The 14,067-nt window shown below is 66.9% G+C and carries 14 protein-coding genes and 1 tRNA gene; 8 read left to right on the top strand and 7 right to left on the bottom strand.

Features of this window, described 5'->3' with window-relative positions:
* Nucleotides 1-89 precede the first annotated feature (89 nt).
* On the bottom strand, nucleotides 90-860 hold the full coding sequence (locus tag ACOCMH_RS27205; RefSeq protein ID WP_171517898.1) for a DeoR/GlpR family DNA-binding transcription regulator: 771 nt from the start codon (nucleotides 858-860) through the stop codon (nucleotides 90-92).
* Between the two features lie 157 nt (nucleotides 861-1,017).
* On the opposite strand from ACOCMH_RS27205, the gene ACOCMH_RS27200 reads away from it, so the two are divergent.
* The 6 genes from ACOCMH_RS27200 (at nucleotide 1,018) to ACOCMH_RS27175 (ending at nucleotide 7,164) form a co-directional block, all read left to right on the top strand.
* Complete coding sequence (locus tag ACOCMH_RS27200) at nucleotides 1,018-2,139, top strand: ABC transporter ATP-binding protein (protein ID WP_427310270.1); 1,122 nt, start codon at nucleotides 1,018-1,020, stop codon at nucleotides 2,137-2,139.
* Between the two features lies 1 nt (nucleotide 2,140).
* Nucleotides 2,141-3,247 carry an ABC transporter ATP-binding protein gene (locus ACOCMH_RS27195; protein ID WP_427310268.1) on the top strand — a complete coding sequence of 369 codons (1,107 nt, stop codon included), beginning with the start codon at nucleotides 2,141-2,143 and terminating at the stop codon, nucleotides 3,245-3,247.
* The gene (locus ACOCMH_RS27190) at nucleotides 3,244-4,128 is read left to right on the top strand and encodes a carbohydrate ABC transporter permease (protein ID WP_427310266.1); all 885 of its coding nucleotides are present in this window, start codon (nucleotides 3,244-3,246) and stop codon (nucleotides 4,126-4,128) included. Before ACOCMH_RS27195 ends, ACOCMH_RS27190 begins: the two co-directional genes overlap by 4 nt.
* Nucleotides 4,121-4,987 (top strand): carbohydrate ABC transporter permease, encoded by an 867-nt coding sequence (locus ACOCMH_RS27185; protein WP_427310264.1) that lies wholly within the window; start codon nucleotides 4,121-4,123, stop codon nucleotides 4,985-4,987. Before ACOCMH_RS27190 ends, ACOCMH_RS27185 begins: the two co-directional genes overlap by 8 nt.
* Before the next feature lie 30 nt (nucleotides 4,988-5,017).
* Nucleotides 5,018-5,326, top strand: a complete 309-nt coding sequence (locus ACOCMH_RS27180) for a DUF2160 domain-containing protein (protein ID WP_427310262.1) — start codon at nucleotides 5,018-5,020, stop codon at nucleotides 5,324-5,326.
* Nucleotides 5,327-5,424: 98 nt separating this feature from the next.
* Entirely contained in the window at nucleotides 5,425-7,164 is a 1,740-nt protein-coding gene (locus ACOCMH_RS27175; RefSeq protein WP_427310260.1) for an ABC transporter substrate-binding protein, read from the top strand.
* Nucleotides 7,165-7,255: 91 nt separating this feature from the next.
* Here the strand turns inward: ACOCMH_RS27175 and ACOCMH_RS27170 are convergent, their stop codons facing one another.
* Nucleotides 7,256-9,256, bottom strand: coding sequence for a diguanylate cyclase domain-containing protein (locus tag ACOCMH_RS27170; protein ID WP_427310258.1), 2,001 nt, complete (start codon nucleotides 9,254-9,256; stop codon nucleotides 7,256-7,258).
* A 256-nt stretch (nucleotides 9,257-9,512) separates the two neighbouring features.
* Between ACOCMH_RS27170 and ACOCMH_RS27165 the strand changes: the two genes are divergently transcribed.
* Nucleotides 9,513-10,118 carry a cysteine hydrolase family protein gene (locus ACOCMH_RS27165; RefSeq protein ID WP_427310256.1) on the top strand — a complete coding sequence of 202 codons (606 nt, stop codon included), beginning with the start codon at nucleotides 9,513-9,515 and terminating at the stop codon, nucleotides 10,116-10,118.
* Here the strand turns inward: ACOCMH_RS27165 and ACOCMH_RS27160 are convergent.
* From ACOCMH_RS27160 to ACOCMH_RS27140, 5 genes are all read right to left on the bottom strand, one after another.
* Entirely contained in the window at nucleotides 10,115-10,735 is a 621-nt protein-coding gene (locus tag ACOCMH_RS27160; protein ID WP_427310254.1) for a hypothetical protein, read from the bottom strand. The two genes, ACOCMH_RS27165 and ACOCMH_RS27160, sit on opposite strands and share 4 nt — an antisense overlap.
* A gap of 170 nt (nucleotides 10,736-10,905) precedes the next feature.
* Nucleotides 10,906-10,980: transfer RNA gene (locus tag ACOCMH_RS27155), tRNA-Val, on the bottom strand.
* An 88-nt stretch (nucleotides 10,981-11,068) separates the two neighbouring features.
* A complete protein-coding gene (gene dnaQ / locus ACOCMH_RS27150; protein WP_427310253.1) occupies nucleotides 11,069-11,809 on the bottom strand; it encodes a DNA polymerase III subunit epsilon in 741 nt (246 codons plus the stop codon).
* Nucleotides 11,810-11,864: 55 nt separating this feature from the next.
* The gene (gene rnhA, locus ACOCMH_RS27145) at nucleotides 11,865-12,302 is read right to left on the bottom strand and encodes a ribonuclease HI (protein WP_115680590.1); all 438 of its coding nucleotides are present in this window, start codon (nucleotides 12,300-12,302) and stop codon (nucleotides 11,865-11,867) included.
* Between the two features lie 89 nt (nucleotides 12,303-12,391).
* A complete protein-coding gene (locus ACOCMH_RS27140; RefSeq protein WP_427310251.1) occupies nucleotides 12,392-13,192 on the bottom strand; it encodes a class I SAM-dependent methyltransferase in 801 nt (266 codons plus the stop codon).
* A gap of 12 nt (nucleotides 13,193-13,204) precedes the next feature.
* Between ACOCMH_RS27140 and gloB the strand changes: the two genes are divergently transcribed.
* Nucleotides 13,205-14,005 (top strand): hydroxyacylglutathione hydrolase, encoded by an 801-nt coding sequence (gene gloB / locus ACOCMH_RS27135; protein WP_427310249.1) that lies wholly within the window; start codon nucleotides 13,205-13,207, stop codon nucleotides 14,003-14,005.
* Nucleotides 14,006-14,067 lie beyond the last annotated feature (62 nt).

Raw genomic sequence — 14,067 nt, 5'->3', positions numbered from 1 at the left:
GGCAGGCCTGTCGCGCCAGCGCGGCGCCAGGCGTCACCGACAGCTCCGCCCGCGCCAGCGCGGCAGCCTCAAGCCGGCTCCCGGCGCGCTCATTCCCGCTCTGCCACCACACACTTCACCCCACTGTCGGCCAGGATCTGGTCGAATGGCGCCGCCAGCGGCGCGTCGGTAAACAGCCGGTCCACCTGCGATACATGGGCCAGCTCCACCATGGCCTGGCGGTTGAACTTGCTGGTGTCCGCCGCCAGCCAGATCTCGCGAGAATGCTCGATGATGGTCCGCGCCACCTTGACCTCGCGGAAGTCATAGTCGCGCAGCGTGCCGTCGGCCTCGATGCCGGAGATGCCGATCAGCCCGATATCGACCTTGAACTGGCGGATGAACTCCACCGTGGCCTCGCCGACGATGCCGCGGTCGCGCGAGCGCAGCACGCCGCCGGCGACGATGACTTCGCAATCGGCGTTGTCGGCCAGGATGTTGGCCACGTTCAGGTTGTTGGTGATCACGCGCAGCCCCCGATGGTGCACCAGCGCGCGCGCGATCTCTTCGACCGTGGTGCCGATGTTCAGGATCAGCGAGCAGCCTTCCGGCACCGCCGCGGCGACCGCGCGCGCGATGCGCGCCTTGCCTTCGGCATTGAGCACCTGCCGTTGCCGGTAGGCAATGTTCTCGGTGGTGGAGTCTTCCACCCGCACCCCGCCATGGAAGCGCGCCAGCATGCCGTTCTCGGCCAGCAGGTTGACATCGCGGCGCACCGTCTGGAGTGTGACGCCGAACTTGCGCGCAAGCTCGTCGATGGAGGCAAAGCCCTGGGTGCGGACTTCTTCGAGCAGGGCTGTCTGACGGGGATTGAGGGTCATGCGGGGATTCTAGTTCAAACACAAACGAAAACAAAATGATGCGGTGCATGATTGTTTTCTGTTCGTTTTGTTGCTAAAACGAGCGGTAAGCCAAGATTGGTGCGCCTGCATCGAACGCACGCCGTGATGCCGGCAGCATATCGAACAGGGAGACCGGATGCAGCTACGTTTGGAAGGCGTCGCACAGCAGGCAGGTTCGCAGGCGTATCTCTATCCGATGACGCTGGCCCCGGTTCCCGGCGCGGTCACCATCCTGCTGGGCGCGACGCAGGCGGGCAAGACTTCGCTGATGCGGGTCATGGCGGGGCTCGACCGGCCCAGCGCCGGGCGCGTGCTGGTCGATGGCGACGACGTCACCGGCATGCCGGTGCGCGAGCGCAATGTGTCGATGGTCTACCAGCAGTTCATCAACTACCCGTCGCTCAGGGTCTTCGACAACATTGCTTCGCCGCTGCGGCTGCGGCGCAAGGCCGCGCCCGGGGAGATCGCCGGGCACGTGCGCGAGCTGGCGGCGCGGCTGCATATCGACCACCTGCTGGAGCGCTATCCGGCCGAGCTTTCCGGCGGCCAGCAACAGCGCGTGGCGCTGGCGCGCGCGCTGGCCAAGCAGGCGCCGCTGATGCTGCTGGACGAGCCGCTGGTCAACCTGGACTACAAGCTGCGCGAAGAATTGCGCGAGGAACTGGCCCAGCTATTCGCGCACGGCGATGCCACCGTGATCTACGCCACCACCGAGCCCGGCGAGGCTCTGCTGCTGGGCGGCCACACGGCGGTGCTGGATGCGGGCGAGCTGCTGCAGTACGGCCCCACGCCGCAAGTCTTCCACTATCCGGATTCGCTGCGCGTGGCGCGCGCCTTCAACGATCCGCCAATGAACCTGGTCGAGGGCCGGCTCGAGGGCGGCCGGGTCACGCTGGCTGGCGGGATCGCGGTGCCGGTGCCCGGCGTGGCGGCGCACGACGGCCCGGTGACGCTGGGCGTGCGCGCCTCGGCCTTGCGCCTGGCCGGCGAGCCTGGCGCGGTGGCGGTGCTGGGCCGCGTGGCGCTTGCCGAGTTGTCCGGGTCGGACACCTTTGTCCACGCCGATACTTCGGTCGGCAACCTGGTGGCGCAGGTCGCCGGCGTGCTCGACCTGCAGCTGGGCGAGCCGGTGACGCTGCACCTGTTGCCCGAACAGCTCTATCTGTTCGACGCGGACGGCCGCCGCATTCATGCGCCGCGCCGGCCTGGCGCGCTGGCGACCGATGTGCCCGGCGGCGCCGCTGCGGCCGGAGGCTGAGATGGCGCGCATCGACCTGGACCTGGCGCACTCGTATGTGCCCCAGCCGCGTACCGACGAGGACTACGCGCTGCTGCCGCTGCGCTTTACCTTCGAAGACGGCGGCGCCTATGCGCTGCTGGGCCCGTCCGGCTGCGGCAAGACCACCTTGCTGAACTGTATTTCCGGGCTGCTGCGGCCATCGCACGGCACCATCGCCTTCGATGGCCGCGATGTTACCGGCGCCACGCCGCAGGCGCGCAATATCGCCCAGGTGTTCCAGTTTCCGGTGATCTACGACACCATGACCGTCGGCGAAAACCTGGCCTTCCCGCTGCGCAATCGCGGCGTGCCGGAAGCCCAGGTGCGCGAGCGGGTCGGGCGCGTCGCCGAGATGCTGGACCTGTCGTCGACGCTCGGGCGCCGCGCCAGCGGCCTGGCCGCCGATGCCAAGCAGAAGATCTCGCTCGGGCGCGGGCTGGTGCGCCAGGACGTGTCCGCCATCCTGTTCGACGAGCCGCTGACGGTGATCGACCCGCAGCTGAAATGGCAGCTGCGGCGCAAGCTCAAGGAGATCCACCACGAGTTCCGCCTGACGCTGATCTACGTGACCCACGACCAGACCGAGGCGCTGACCTTTGCCGACCAGGTGGTGGTGATGTCGCGCGGCAAGGCGGTGCAGGTGGGCCCGGCCGACGCGCTGTTCGAGCGGCCCGCACATACCTTCGTCGGGCACTTCATCGGCTCGCCGGGCATGAACTTCCTGTCGGGACAGTGGCGCGACGGCGCCATCGAAGTGGCCGGGCGCCGCTACCTGCCGGCGCTGGCGCCAGCGGTGGAGGCGGCGCTGAGCGAGGCCGGCAGCTTCCGCATTGGGGTACGCCCGGAATACCTGCGACTGGCGCCGGAGCGCGACGCGCAGGCGGTGCCGGTGCAGGTGCAGCGCGCACAGGACATCGGCACCTACTGGCTGCTGACCGGCACGGTGCAGGAGGCAGGCGCGCAGGCCGGCATGCTGCGCGCGCGGCTGGGCGCGGAGGCGGCCGGCCTGCGCGCGGGGGATACGGCGTGGCTGTCGGTGTTCAACCGGCATACCTGCTACTACGTCAACGAGGAGCTGGTGCCATGAAACCGGTGAACCAGAAGGCCTGGCTGCTGGTGCTGCCGGTGGTGGTATGCGTGGCGTTCTCCGCCATCCTGCCACTGATGACCATCGTCAACTACTCGGTGCAGGACATCATCTCGCCCGAGCGGCGCGTGTTCGTCGGCACCGAATGGTTCCGCACGGTGCTGCGCGACGGCGAGCTGCATGACGCGCTGCTGCGCCAGCTCGGCTTTTCGCTGGCGGTGTTGCTGGTGGAGATCCCGCTGGGCATCCTGCTGGCGCTGTCGATGCCGGCCCGGGGCTGGAAGGCGTCGGCGGTGCTGGTGATCATCGCGCTGTCGCTGCTGATCCCGTGGAACGTGGTCGGCACCATCTGGCAGATCTTCGGCCGCACCGACATCGGCCTGCTTGGCGCGGCGCTGAAGGGGCTCGGCTTCGACTACAACTACACCGGCAGCGCCTTCGAGGCCTGGATCACGGTGCTGGTGATGGACGTCTGGCACTGGACGCCGCTGGTGGCGCTGCTGTGCTATGCCGGCCTGCGTGCGATCCCCGACGCCTACTACCAGGCCGCGCAGATCGACGGCGCCTCGCGCCTGGCCGTGTTCCGCCATATCCAGCTGCCCAAGCTGCGCGGCGTGCTGATGATCGCGGTGCTGCTGCGCTTCATGGACAGCTTCATGATCTACACCGAGCCCTTCGTGCTGACCGGCGGCGGGCCCGGCAACGCCACCACGTTCCTGTCGCAATACCTGACCCAGAAGGCGGTCGGCCAGTTCGACCTGGGACCGGCGGCGGCATTTTCCATTGTCTACTTCCTGATCATCCTGCTCATGTGTTTCGTCCTCTACAACTGGATGCAGCGCGCGGGCACCGCCGGTAGCGAGGACATGCCCCATGGCTGAGATCTCTTCGGCAGTCCCTGCCTTGATCCCCACCGCGATCCCCGCGCGGGCCAACCGCGCCGCGTGGTGGCGCGCCGGCTTCCTGCTGGCCTACCTGCTGTTCGCCATCGTGCCGATCTACTGGATGGTCAACATGTCGTTCAAGACCAACGAGGAGATCGTGTCGACGCTGTCGCTGTGGCCGGGGCAGTTCACGCTGGAGCACTACAAGACCATCTTCACCGATCCGTCCTGGTATTCGGGCTATGTCAACTCGATGATCTACGTGGCGATGAACACGGTGATCTCGATCGGCGTGGCGCTGCCTGCCGCCTACGCCTTTTCGCGCTACCAGTTCATCGGCGACAAGCACGTGTTCTTCTGGCTGCTGACCAACCGCATGACGCCGCCGGCGGTGTTCCTGCTGCCGTTCTTCCAGCTCTACAGCACCATCGGCCTGATGGATACGCACCTGGGCGTGGCGCTGGCGCACCTGGTCTTCAATGTGCCGCTGGCGGTGTGGATCTTGGAGGGCTTCATGTCGGGCGTGCCGCGCGAGATCGACGAGACCGCCTATGTCGACGGCTACTCGTTCTCGCGTTTCTTCCTGACCATCTTCCTGCCGCTGATCAAGGCCGGCGTGGGCGTGGCCGCATTTTTCTGCTTCATGTTCAGCTGGGTGGAACTGCTGCTGGCACGCACGCTGACCTCGGTCAACGCCAAGCCCATTGTCGCCACCATGACGCGCACGGTATCCGCATCGGGCATGGACTGGGGCGTGCTGGCCGCGGCCGGCGTGCTGACCATCGTGCCCGGCGGCATCGTGATCTGGTTCGTGCGGCACTACATCGCGAAAGGCTTCGCGATGGGCCGCGTTTAGCTTCGACGCGTTTGTAAGGAGACGGTGCCAATGCTGAGTTGGATGGTATGGACCACACCGGTGGCGGTGTTCTTTGGCTGCATCGTGGTGATGCTGATCGGCATGACGGTCCTGGAAATCCGTTCGCCATCGGTGCTGCGCAAGGGCTTCCTGCCGATCGCCACCACTCGCGGCGACCGGCTCTTCATCGGGCTGATGTGCGCGGCGTGGATCAACCTGGCGTGGGTCGGCCTGGGCGAGAAGGTCGCAGCCTGGCTGGCGCTGCCGGAAGAGCCGTCGGTGTGGATCAGCTTCGTGGCATCGATGCTGGTGCTGGCGCTGATCCTGCGCAAGGGCTAGCGCCCCGCCAGCTGCCATTAACGGGAAACGCGGCTTGTCCCCACCCCGGGGCCGCCACCCACACCACAACCGGGGCAGGGATTCTTGAGGAGACACCGATGAAAGTGCACGTGACGTTGGGGATGTCAGCCCTTGCCTGCGCGGCCGCGCTGGCTTGCGGCGCCGCCTGGGCAGGCGAAGCGGAAGCGAAGAAGTGGATCGACAATGAGTTCCAGCCCTCGTCGCTGTCCAAGGACAAGCAGGCGGCGGAGATGAAGTGGTTCATCGATGCCGCCGCCAGGCTCAAGGCCAAGGGCGTCACGCAGATCAACGTGGTGTCCGAGACCATCACCACGCACGAGTACGAATCCAAGACCCTGGCCAAGGCGTTCGAGGAGATCACCGGCATCAAGGTCAACCATGACCTGATCCAGGAAGGCGACGTGGTGGAGAAGCTGCAGACCTCGATGCAGTCCGGCAAGTCCATCTACGATGGCTGGATCTCGGACTCGGACCTGATCGGCACGCACTACCGCTATGGCTCGATCCTCCCGCTGACCGACTACATGAACGGCGCCGGCAAGGATTGGACCAACCCCGGGCTCGATGTGAAGGACTTCATCGGCACCAAGTTCACCACCGCGCCGGATGGCAAGCTGTACCAGTTGCCCGACCAGCAGTTCGCCAACCTGTACTGGTTCCGCGCCGACTGGTTCGCGCGCAAGGACCTGCAGGACAAGTTCAAGGCCAAGTACGGCTACGACCTGGGCGTGCCGACCAACTGGTCCGCCTATGAGGATATCGCCAATTTCTTTACCAACGACGTCAAGGAAATCGACGGCAAGAAGGTCTACGGCCATATGGACTATGGCAAGAAGGACCCGTCGCTGGGCTGGCGCTTCACCGACGCCTGGCTGTCGATGGCAGGCACCGCCGACAAGGGCCTGCCCAACGGCATGCCGGTGGACGAGTGGGGCATCCGCGTGGCCGAGGACAAATGCACGCCGGTGGGTGCCTCGGTGGCGCGCGGCGGCGCCACCAACAGCCCGGCGGCGGTCTATGCGCTGACCAAGTACATCGACTGGATGAAGAAGTTCGCGCCGCCGCAGGCGATGGGCATGACTTTCTCCGAGGCCGGCCCGGTGCCTGCGCAGGGCCAGGTGGCGCAGCAGATCTTCTGGTACACGGCCTTTACCGCCGACATGACCAAGAAGGGCCTGCCGGTAGTCAACGCCGACGGCTCGCCCAAATGGCGCATGGCACCGTCGCCATATGGCCCGTACTGGAAGCAGGGCATGCAGAACGGCTACCAGGATGTGGGCTCGTGGACCTTCTTCAAGAACACCGACCCCAACAAGCTGGCAGGCGCGTGGCTGTATGCGCAGTTCGTGACGTCGAAGACGGTATCGCTGAAGAAGTCGCTGACCGGCCTGACCTTTATCCGCGACAGCGACATCCACCACGACTACCTGACCAAGAACGCGGCCAAGTATGGCGGCCTGGTCGAGTTCTACCGCAGCCCGGCGCGCGTGGCATGGACGCCGACCGGCACCAACGTGCCGGATTATCCGAAGCTGGCCCAGCTGTGGTGGAAGAATGTCGCCACCGCGGTGACTGGCGAGAAGACGCCGCAAGCCGCCATGGACACGCTGGCCGAAGAGATGGACCAGGTCATGGCGCGGCTGCAGCGCGCCGGCATGAGTAATTGCGCGCCCAAGCTGAACCCGAAGGGCGATCCGGGCAAGTGGCTGTCGAACGACCACGCGCCATGGCAGAAGCTTGCCAACGAAAAGCCCAAGGGCGAGACTATTCCGTACGACAAGCTGCTGCAGGCGTGGAAGGAGGGCAAAGTGCGCTGAGGCACCGGAGCGATGCGGGCGCGCTGACTTGGTCGATACGCCCGCAATCGTCTCGTCCTTCTTCCGGCCGTCCACGCTTCGACAGCGTCTTCTATGTCGTGAGGCCGGAGGTCTCGGCAGGCGCCGTCGTCGCCGCGGACTGCGCGGCATAGCGCGCCTTGCCGTGCCGTTTGGCTTCATACAGCGCCATGTCGGCATGCAGGAACAGCTCGCTTACGGTCATGGCGTGACGGGCTTCGTGGATGGCCGAGCCGACGCTCGCCGACACCGACAGCGTGGCGCCGTCGATCACGAAAGGCATGCGCGCCGCCTGCACGATGGTGCTGGCCACCGAGGCCATGGCATGGTGGTCCGCAACACCGTCCAGGATCACGGCAAACTCGTCGCCGCCGATGCGGGCGACGGCATCACCCTTGCGTACGCAAGCGCGCAGCCGCTGCGCGAACGCCACCAGCAACTGGTCGCCGATAGGGTGGCCATGGTTGTCGTTGACCGCCTTGAAATCGTCCAGGTCCACCAGCAGCAGCGCCAGCGGGCACGCGCTGGCGCCGGTGCGTGCCATGGCTTCCGCCAGGCGCCGGTCGAAGCCCTTGCGGTTGAGCAGGCCGGTCAGGTAGTCGGAGACGGTCTGTGCTTCCAGGCTGCGCAGCTTTTCGCGCTCGTGCGTGATGTTGCGCCCGAACATGTGCAGGCCGTCCACGGTGTCCTGGGCATCGTTCCACGCTGGCTGGCAGGTGATTTCGATGCACTCGGTGCCGTCCGCGCTTTCGCGGGTAAAGGTCACGGCCTGGCCGGCGCTGGCTTGCTGAAGATACGGCTGGCAGGCCAGGTATTCCTGGGTGCCCCACAGCTCGCGCAGCGACAGGCCCACGATCTGCTGCGCCGGCACGCCGTAGCGCCGTGCATACGCCTGGTTGACGAAGACATAGCGCTGCTGCATGTCGATGAACGAGATAAAGTCCGGCACATGGTTGGCAATCGCCTCGATGCGCTTCTCGCTGGCGGCGGCGCGGTCCTTGGCGGCCTGCAGCGCGGCCTCGCGCTCCGACAGCTGCGCCACCACCTCGGCGAAGGTCGCCGCCAGCTCGCCGATCTCGTCGGCGCGGCCGGCCGGAAGGTCCGCCACCGCCTTCGGGTTGGTGCCCAGCTGGCGTACCGCGCGGTGCAGCCGCTGCAGCGGCTGCAGCAGCCGCCACATGACCAGCCACATCAGTCCGGCCGCGATGACCATGGTGATCGCGGCCATCGCCAGGGTCCGCTGGCGCACCGTGACCAGCGGCGCATAGGCTTCGGCCGCGGGCAGGACCGCCACCACTTCCCAGCCGTTGGAGGCCAGCAGGTAGCGTGCGACGATCGGCTGGCTCGGCGTCAGAATTTCCAGCGGCGCGGAAGGCCGGTCAGCGCCGCAGGCTTCGCCGACGGCGCGCGCCGGTGTCAGCACGCGGCCCTCGTCCGGATGCATCGCATAGCGCGGGTTGTTGCCGGAAGACACCAAACAAAAGCTGCCGGTGGTGCCTACCCGGCTGTGCGCCAGCTCGCGCAGGAAGTTGCTGTCCGCGAGGTTCAGCACACCGCCGACCACGCCGCGCAGTTCGCCCGCGGGCCCGAGCATCGGCACGGCCAGCACCACGCCCGGTGCATTGGTCTGCTTGCCCTGGATCAGGTCCGACACCGCGAACGCCTGGCCTTGCAGGACATCGCGAAAATAGTCGCGCTCGTTCACGCGCAGGCGCACGCCATCCGGCACGGCGGTGCTGAACGTCAATTCGCCGTCAGGCGAGGCGAGGAAGACGGCATTGAAGGTCTCGGGAATTTCCACCAGGCCCTCTGCCGCACGGCGCAACTCCGCCGGCCTGGCCGCGGGCATGGCGGAGAACTGGCGCGCCAGCCGGTGCAGCACGGCAGCGCGGCCCTGCAGCTTTTCATCGAGTTGCTCGGCGACCATCTTGACCAGCGTGTCCTGCTGGGACTGCAACAGGTTTTTCAGGCCGTCATAGGCGTAATACTGGGCGTACAGCGCGCGCAGCACGATGATCAGCGTCACCACCCCCGCCGTGGCCAACGCCATCCGATACTTCAAAGAGTGCTGCATGGTTGACTTCTTTCTTGTGCGCACCGACCCATTATTTTGTGTCCCCGAATCCGGCTTTGAGGCGATCGCCGACCCGGTGGCGTGATAGGAAGGTTAGCAGATGTCAAGCGATAATTCGCAACTGTTTGCAACGGTACCGTCGCGCCTTTCCGCGGTCGCCCCAACGCTGCACATGCAGAAGCCGCCGCTTCCTATTAGGATGCTGGCAAGCCCCCGCTGACGCGGGGCCCACCCCAAACTTGACTGCCCCACGCCTATGACGACACCAACCACGCTGCTCGACCTCGCCGGCGCCAGCCGCACGCCTTCCGCCTGGGAAGCCTCTGTCCTGATCCTGATCGACCATCAGCGCGAGTACGTCGATGGCCGCCTGCCGCTGGCCGGCATGCCGGCCGCCGTGGCCGCCTGCGCGGACTTGCTGGCACTGGCGCGCGCGCATGGGACGCCCGTGATCCACGTGGCGCACCATGGCCGGCCCGGCAGTCTGGCGTTCGATCCCACCGGTCCGTATGCCGCCTTCATTGAAGGGCTGGGACCCCAGGGCGAAGAAATCACCGTCACCAAGGGTTTGCCCAACAGCTTTGCCGGCACCACGCTGGCCGATGCGCTGTCCGGGCTTGGGCGCAAGGAATTGATCGTGGCGGGTTTCCAGACCCATATGTGTGTCAGCGCGACGGTGCGCGCGGCGCTTGACCATGGCTTTCGCAGCACGGTCGTCGCCGCGGCCTGCGCCACGCGTGATCTGCCCGATCCCCTGGGTGGGCCCGCCGTGCCTGCGGCCGACCTGCACCGCAGCACGCTGGCCGCGCTCAACGACCGCTTTGCCACGGTCGTCGCCGACGCAGGCGCCTGGCGGCGCTAACCGGCAACCGGCCACGTGCGCAGGCATAGCACAGTGTGGTCGCGCGGGCGCAACGTCAGTTCCAGCGCGGTCGGGATGCCGCGCCGCGTGATTTGCGCAATGAAGCGCGCGGTGTCCGCCGCCGGTGGCGCACCGCAGCGTATCGTCAGCCGCAGGATATGCAGCGGCACGAACCGCTCCGGCTCGTACATGTCGGCCAGCGCCGTGGGGCTGAAGTGCAGCGGCTGCCGGGCCAGCGCGATAAAGCGCCCGCGCAGCCACGCCAGCGTGGTCGCCGGCGCCGCCAGGCCTTCGCCTTCGCTGCCAAGGCGTGTGACGCCGTGCACCCGCGGCTGCCACAGCGCGCCGGCAACCAGTAGCGGTGCTCGGGTGCCGCCATCCTCGTCCGTGCAGGCATCGAGCGTCACGACCCCGCCGGTCAGGTCGTAGGTGGAAGCGACCGAGGCGAAGCGGCGGTAGTAGCCAATGACGCAATCCATGTCTTCGTCATAAACCGGCCGCGCATCGCGCGGCACCCGCGCGGAGCGCATTTCGAACCAGCCCGGGCTGACCGGGTTGCGGCCGGTCCAGGGCAGGGCGGGCTCGGGGCAGGCTGGCGTAAGGCTGGGGAATGGCAAGACAGGCTCCGGCGATGGTCGGAGCTTCAAGGTACCGGGCGTAGGCATGGCCCGAAATGAGACGAGCCTTGTTCCGGCGAACCCCATGGTTTCGCGAATGGATCCCGTGTCGGCCGGCAGATCGCGTGCGGCAATGAAAAAAGCCAGCGCGAGGCTGGCTTTCCTGAATCTGGTGGGTGGTACAGGGATTGAACCTGTGACCCCTGCCGTGTGAAGGCAGTGCTCTACCGCTGAGCTAACCACCCCTGTCTGCGTCGTCGTTGCCGTCGTGCAGCAGAGAAATGAGATTATGCAGAGGTTCTTGTATCTTGTAAAGCCCTTTTTTGATTTTTGTCACGCAGCGAGCGTTCCGGGCGCTTCCGCCGGGTCTTCCTGCCATACCGTCTTGCCGCCGCTTGCCTTGTCCAGGCCCTTCAGCAGGGCGAGATGGGCTTGCTGTTCCTCGTCCGTGGCGCGCAGTACCGGCAAGGTCAGGCTGGACAGGTCGGCGGTGGTGACCACGCCGCCCTGGCCGCCGTTGCTGTCAAGCGTGTCGATCACCAGCGAATCCTGGCCGCGCGTCATCGCCAGGTAGACCTCGGCCAGCAGTTCGGCATCGAGCAGCGCGCCGTGCAGCGTGCGGTGCGCGTTGCCGATGCCGAGGCGTTCGCACAGGGCATCCAGCGAGTTGCGCTTGCCGGGGAACATCTGGCGGGCTTCGCGCAAGGTATCGATCACGTTGCCGACATGCTGGCGGAACGGCGGCAGGCCCAGCAGCTGGAATTCCATGTCGAGGAAGCCCAGGTCGAACTGCGCGTTGTGGATGATCAGCTCGGCGTCCTGCACGAACTCGCGGATGTCGTTAACGACTTCGGCAAAGCGGGGCTTGTCAGCCAGGAACTCGACCGTGATGCCGTGCACGGCGATCGCGCCCTCGTCGATATCGCGTTCCGGGTTGACGTAGAAGTGCAGGTGGCGCCCCGTCAGGCGCCGGTTCATCAGCTCGACGCAGCCGATTTCGATCAGGCGGTCGCCGGTGGCGGCATTCAGGCCGGTGGTTTCGGTATCGAGAACGATTTGTCGCATGGCGGGCATTCTAGCGGAGCGGGGCTGCGTTCCGCGCTTGTTGTTGTCTTGCTGCAGGCTCGGCTCAGCGGCCGATCGATTCGACGCCGCGGTTGGCCAGCGCGTCGGCGCGCTCGTTGCCGGGGTGGCCGTTGTGGCCGCGCACCCAGTGCCACGAGATCTGGTGCGGTTGCGCCAGGGCGTCCAGCGCCTGCCACAGGTCGGCGTTTTTGACCGGCTTCTTGTCGGCGGTTTTCCAGCCGCGCGCCTTCCAGCCGGGCAGCCATTCGCTGATGCCTTTCTGCACGTACTGCGAGTCGGTATAGACGCGCACCACGCAGGGCCGCTTGAGCGCGCGCAGCGCTTCGATCACGGCGGTCATTTCCATGCGGTTATTGGTGGTGTTCGGCTCGCCGCCGAACAGCTCTTTCTCGCTGGTGCCGGCGACGAGCACCGCGCCCCAGCCGCCGCGGCCGGGATTGCCCTTGCAGGCGCCGTCGGAGTAGATCGTGACTTCTTGCATGTGATTCCGTGGTGGCCACCCGCGGAGCGGGTGGCGCATTGAGGGCGGATAGGCCGGATAGGGCGGATAGCGCGCGCGGCCGGACCGCGTCAGTGCTCCTTGCCTGGAGTCTTGCCATGCGTGCCGGTGGGCGTGGCCACGGGCGCCGACACCGGCGCCAGCGCCGGCTTGCTTTTCCAGGCCGGTCCGACCAGCCGGATATTGCGCACGCGCTTGATCGCCGAAATCATATAGACCGCGCCGAAGATCGGCCACCAGCGGTCGCCGGCCTTTTCCATGAAGGCGGAGCGCTGCAGCCAGCGGTCGGTGCGGTACGGCGGGCAATAGCAGCCGAAGCGGCCGCGGATGATATCGAAGCCGAGCAGCTTGAGCCAGTCCTTGATGCGCACGAAGCCGATCTGCTGGGCGTCGGTTGGCAGGAACGGCGTGGCGCCAAGCCGGTTCATGCCCTGGCGCGCGCCCCACAGGCTCATCGGGTTGAAGCAGGTGACCACCACGCGGCCTTCGGGCATCAGCACCCGCGAGACTTCGCGCAGCACTTCATGCGGGTCTTCGGCAAACTCGAGGATGTGGGGCAGGGTGACCAGGTCGATGCTCTGCGTGTCGAACGGCAGTTCGTCGAAACGGCACAGCAGCTGGCGCGCATCCGGATGTGCGGCGCGGGGCCCGTGCGGGCCGCTGGACGGATCCAGCGCCAGCGCCGAGAACGGCATCCGGTTCTCGCGCAGGGTGTCGATATACGGCAGGCCCAGCTGGACCGCGTGGTAGCCGAAGATGTCGGTCACGGTGCGGTCGTACTGCTGCGCCTCCCAGCGCAGCATGTACTCGCCGGGCGGCGAGGCCAGCCAGTCTTCCCAGCTTACAATCGGGTGATTGGGACGATTGGACATAGGAGCATGCGCATGTTGAAGGTTGAGCCGATCCCGGCGTTCCAGGATAACTATATCTGGGCCATCCACGACGGGCACTGCGCCGCCGTGGTCGATCCTGGCGAGGCCGCGCCGGTGGAGCGCTTCCTGGCGCAAAGCGGTCTGGCTCTGGGCGCTATTGTAATCACCCATCACCACGGCGATCACCAGGGCGGCGTGGCCGAGCTGCTGGCGTCGCATCCGCGCGCGCCCTCGGGCGAGCCGCTGCCGGTGCTGGGGCCGGCGGGCGAGCGTATCGGCGGGCGCACTCGGGCGCTGCGCGAGGGCGATGTGGCCACGCTCGCGGCGCCGGCGCTGACCCTGCGCGTGCTGGACGTGCCGGGCCACACGGCCGGCCATATCGCCTACGTCGCCGACCTCGGCGAAGCCAGCCCGGCGGTGTTCTGCGGCGATACCCTGTTCGCCAGCGGCTGCGGACGGCTGTTCGAAGGCACGCCGGCGCAGATGCTGGCGTCGCTGGACAAGCTGGCCGCGCTGCCCGGTGACACCCGCGTCTATTGCGCGCATGAATACACGCGCAGCAACGTGCGCTTCGCGCGCGCGGTCGAGCCCGGCAATGCCGCGCTGGCGGCGTGGGAGCAACGCGTCGAGGCACTGCGCGCGGCGGACCGGCCGACGCTGCCGACCACCATCGCCCATGAGCGCGAGGTCAACCCGTTCCTGCGCTCGCGCGAACCGACGGTGCGCGCGACGGTGTCAGCCCAGGGCGGGACCACCACGGACGATGCCCAGGCGTTCGGCGCGCTGCGGGGCTGGAAGGACAATTTCCGCTGACCCCGGTCCGTGCGCCATGGCGCCACAAGGGGTGGGGCCAGCCGCCGTATATTCGCTATGTG

This window comes from Cupriavidus sp. H39, from assembly GCF_050271075.1.
GTDB lineage: Bacteria > Pseudomonadota > Gammaproteobacteria > Burkholderiales > Burkholderiaceae > Cupriavidus > Cupriavidus necator_B.
This window is presented reverse-complemented; position numbering and strand designations above follow the sequence as displayed.

Coding starts and splice junctions, on each gene's coding strand:
- ACOCMH_RS27205 (WP_171517898.1), bottom strand. CDS start 860: ATGACCCTCAATCCCCGTCAGACAGCCCTGCTCGAAGAAGTCCGCACC.
- ACOCMH_RS27200 (WP_427310270.1), top strand. CDS start 1,018: ATGCAGCTACGTTTGGAAGGCGTCGCACAGCAGGCAGGTTCGCAGGCG.
- ACOCMH_RS27195 (WP_427310268.1), top strand. CDS start 2,141: ATGGCGCGCATCGACCTGGACCTGGCGCACTCGTATGTGCCCCAGCCG.
- ACOCMH_RS27190 (WP_427310266.1), top strand. CDS start 3,244: ATGAAACCGGTGAACCAGAAGGCCTGGCTGCTGGTGCTGCCGGTGGTG.
- ACOCMH_RS27185 (WP_427310264.1), top strand. CDS start 4,121: ATGGCTGAGATCTCTTCGGCAGTCCCTGCCTTGATCCCCACCGCGATC.
- ACOCMH_RS27180 (WP_427310262.1), top strand. CDS start 5,018: ATGCTGAGTTGGATGGTATGGACCACACCGGTGGCGGTGTTCTTTGGC.
- ACOCMH_RS27175 (WP_427310260.1), top strand. CDS start 5,425: ATGAAAGTGCACGTGACGTTGGGGATGTCAGCCCTTGCCTGCGCGGCC.
- ACOCMH_RS27170 (WP_427310258.1), bottom strand. CDS start 9,256: ATGCAGCACTCTTTGAAGTATCGGATGGCGTTGGCCACGGCGGGGGTG.
- ACOCMH_RS27165 (WP_427310256.1), top strand. CDS start 9,513: ATGACGACACCAACCACGCTGCTCGACCTCGCCGGCGCCAGCCGCACG.
- dnaQ (WP_427310253.1), bottom strand. CDS start 11,809: ATGCCCGCCATGCGACAAATCGTTCTCGATACCGAAACCACCGGCCTG.
- rnhA (WP_115680590.1), bottom strand. CDS start 12,302: ATGCAAGAAGTCACGATCTACTCCGACGGCGCCTGCAAGGGCAATCCC.
- ACOCMH_RS27140 (WP_427310251.1), bottom strand. CDS start 13,192: ATGTCCAATCGTCCCAATCACCCGATTGTAAGCTGGGAAGACTGGCTG.
- gloB (WP_427310249.1), top strand. CDS start 13,205: ATGTTGAAGGTTGAGCCGATCCCGGCGTTCCAGGATAACTATATCTGG.